We start from the raw sequence: 1,083 nt of genomic DNA, 5'->3' as shown, positions 1-1,083 counted from the left end.
ACAGGCCGGACTGGACGATGTTCACCCGCCGGGCGGCGCGGGTGAAATGCTGCTCCTCCGCCACCGCCAGGAAATGCTCCAGCTGCCTCAGATCCATGGTCCCGCTCTGCTGATTGTTCTTCGATCATGCTGAATGCGATCTGAACATTCAATTGGAACGCTGAATGCGATGCCGCCATCCTGTCGTCGGACATGACGGGGAGCAGAGCGATGAGCGAGACCCACCTGCCGACGCGGCGTTTCGGCACCACCGACATGGCGATCACCCGCGTCGGCTTCGGCGCCTGGGCGATCGGCGGCTCCGGCTGGGCCGCCGCCTGGGGCGAGCAGGATGACGACGCGTCGGTCGCCGCCATCCGCCACGCCGCCGAAGTCGGCATCAACTGGATCGACACCGCGGCGGTCTACGGCCTCGGCCATTCCGAGGAGATCGTCGGCCGCGCCCTTCGCGAGATCCCGGCCGACAGGCGGCCCTATGTCTTCACCAAGGGCGGGCTGATCTGGGACGAGGCCGATCGCACCGCCGTGCCGAAGCGCGTCGGCGCCCCGGCCAGCCTGCGGCGCGAGGTCGAGGCCTCGCTCAAGAGGCTCGGGGTCGAGCGGATCGACCTGTACCAGCTGCACTGGCCGGCCGAGGACGGCACCTCGATCGAGACCCTGTGGCAGACCTTCCTCGACCTGAAGGCGGAAGGGAAGGTGCGGGCCGTCGGCCTGTCCAACCACAATGTCGAGCTGCTGACGCGGGCCGAGGCGGTCGGCCATGTCGACACGCTGCAGCCGCCCTTCTCGGCGATCCGGCGCGACATCGCGGCGGCGGAGCTGCCCTGGTGCGCCAGGCACGACACCGGCGTCATCGTCTACAGCCCGATGCAGTCCGGCCTCCTGACCGGCGCCTTCACGGCGGAGCGGGCGGCGGCGCTGCCGAAGGACGACTGGCGCTCGCGCTCGCCGCATTTCACCGGCGACGGCCTGGCCCGGAACCTGGCGCTGGCCGAGGCGTTGAAGCCGGTGGCGGCGCGGCGCGGCACCTCGGTCGCGGCCGTGGCGGTGGCCTGGACGCTGGCTTGGCCGGCGGTCACCGCC

At 70.7% G+C, this 1,083-nt stretch carries 2 protein-coding genes; one reads left to right on the top strand and one right to left on the bottom strand.

All coding sequences use genetic code 11. The annotated features are described in order from the left end of the window. Positions 1–97: LysR family transcriptional regulator (locus tag P409_RS37555; protein ID WP_152613724.1), on the bottom strand; the 97-nt coding region annotated here is incomplete at its 3' end. A gap of 113 nt (positions 98–210) precedes the next feature. On the opposite strand from P409_RS37555, the gene P409_RS34980 reads away from it, so the two are divergent. Further along, positions 211–1,083 (top strand): aldo/keto reductase (locus P409_RS34980; protein WP_034849610.1); only part of this gene is annotated, 873 nt, incomplete at its 3' end.

This window comes from Inquilinus limosus MP06 (genome assembly GCF_000767795.1).
GTDB lineage: Bacteria > Pseudomonadota > Alphaproteobacteria > DSM-16000 > Inquilinaceae > Inquilinus > Inquilinus limosus_E.
The sequence above is the reverse complement of the archived record's forward strand: the minus strand, read 5'-3'. Positions and strand labels throughout refer to the sequence as shown.